Annotated in this window: 1 protein-coding gene; it reads right to left on the reverse strand. The window is 73.0% G+C overall.

Annotation, left to right across the window (positions count from 1 at the left end; genetic code table 11):
• A partial coding sequence (locus QMZ92_RS35890; protein ID WP_283302137.1) for a TetR/AcrR family transcriptional regulator occupies positions 1 to 1,558 on the reverse strand: 1,558 nt, incomplete at its 3' end.
• Positions 1,559 to 1,590 lie beyond the last annotated feature (32 nt).

Here is a 1,590-nt window from a genome sequence, read left to right on the forward strand (position 1 = left end):
CCCCGTACAAGCGGCCGAAGCAGCCGACATCTGCCTCGCCCTCGTCATCGGACTGGAAACCGCCCCCGACAGCCGGCGCCTCCTCCCCCGCGCCGCGGACGCCCTCATCACCGGCCTCCTCCAGCAGAACGGCACGACGGTGGTGACGGCCCCCGGGCCCGCCGGTGCCCTCAGCGCTCAGACGTAGCGGCACGGTGTCCGGCCTCGGACCAGCCTCCCCGGCGTCAGCCTGACGAGGGGAGCCGCGGGAAGGGTCGGACGGGGCGCTTCGGCCGACGCAGGAGTGTTCCGTGCCGGTTGCCGGCGGGGAGGCGGTGGCCGTGCCGGTCTGGTGCGCGAGGGTACGGCGGTCGGCGAGGAGGCCTGCGAGGGCCAGGGCGGCGAGCGCGATGACCGCGGTGCCGTATCGGGCTGCCGTGGTGGGCAGGTCGCCGGAGCGGACGACGGTGGCGCCGCCGAGCACCGCGGGGATGCCCATGCCGAGGTAGGACACGACGATCGAGGCCAGCAGGGCCAGGGACGCGGTGTTCGGGAGTCGGTGGCGGCCGGGCGCCTGGGTGGCTGACTCGGTGAGGGTGTCGGGGACACGGGTGGGACTCTTCATGGCAGCGGCTCCAGGCGTGCATTGGCACGGGGCCCTGCCGACGGGCGGGTAGAGGGGGATGGGCGTTCGGGTGCGCCGCACCTGCCCGGCACGGGTTCCGGGCCAGGCACGTGCGGTGCTCAGCGGGGGCTTGCCGACGTGGCGGCACCGGTTGTTCCGGTCAGCGTGCGGCTGCACCCGGGTGGGCGCCCGCTGACTGGGAGCGCAGAGCCCGCGTCGTCCCGTCCGGGGGCCGTCACCACCGTCGTGCCGTTCTGCTGGAGGAGGCCGGTGATGAGGGCGTCCGCGGCGCGGGGGAGGAGGCGCCGGCTGTCGGGGGCGGTTTCCAGTCCGATGACGAGGGCGAGGCAGATGTCGGCTGCTTCGGCCGCTTGTACGGGGNCCGGGGGCCGTCACCACCGTCGTGCCGTTCTGCTGGAGGAGGCCGGTGATGAGGGCGTCCGCGGCGCGGGGGAGGAGGCGCCGGCTGTCGGGGGCGGTTTCCAGTCCGATGACGAGGGCGAGGCAGATGTCGGCTGCTTCGGCCGCTTGTACGGGGTCGGTGGTTCCGGCCTGGGTGAACAGGTCGGTGAGCAGGGTGCGCAGCTCGGTGGTGAAGGTGGAGCAGGTCTCGGCGAAGAGCCGGGCTTTGGCGTCCATGAGTTCGGCGGTGTGGGGTGAGTCGCCGATGAGTTGGAGGGCCAGGTCGTGTTTGGCGGCCAGGACGCCCCGGATGCGGTGGGCATCGGGGGCGTCCTCGGCTGCTGCCTGCCGGGCGCGCTGGAGTGCCTGGGCGTGGAGGCGTTCGGCGAGCTTGCGGAAGGCGTCGTCCTTGTTGCGGACGTACTGGTAGACCGCAGACCGGGACACTCCCATCGCGGAGGCGATGTCGTCCATCGTGGTACGCCGGACTCCGTGCCGGACCAGGCAGGCGTAGGTCGCGTCGAGGACTTCGGAGTACCGGTCGGCGTCCATCTGTCAGCCCAGCTTCTTCAGCAACTCCCGCG

Source organism: Streptomyces sp. HNM0645 (genome assembly GCF_030056615.1).
Lineage (GTDB): Bacteria > Actinomycetota > Actinomycetes > Streptomycetales > Streptomycetaceae > Streptomyces > Streptomyces marianii.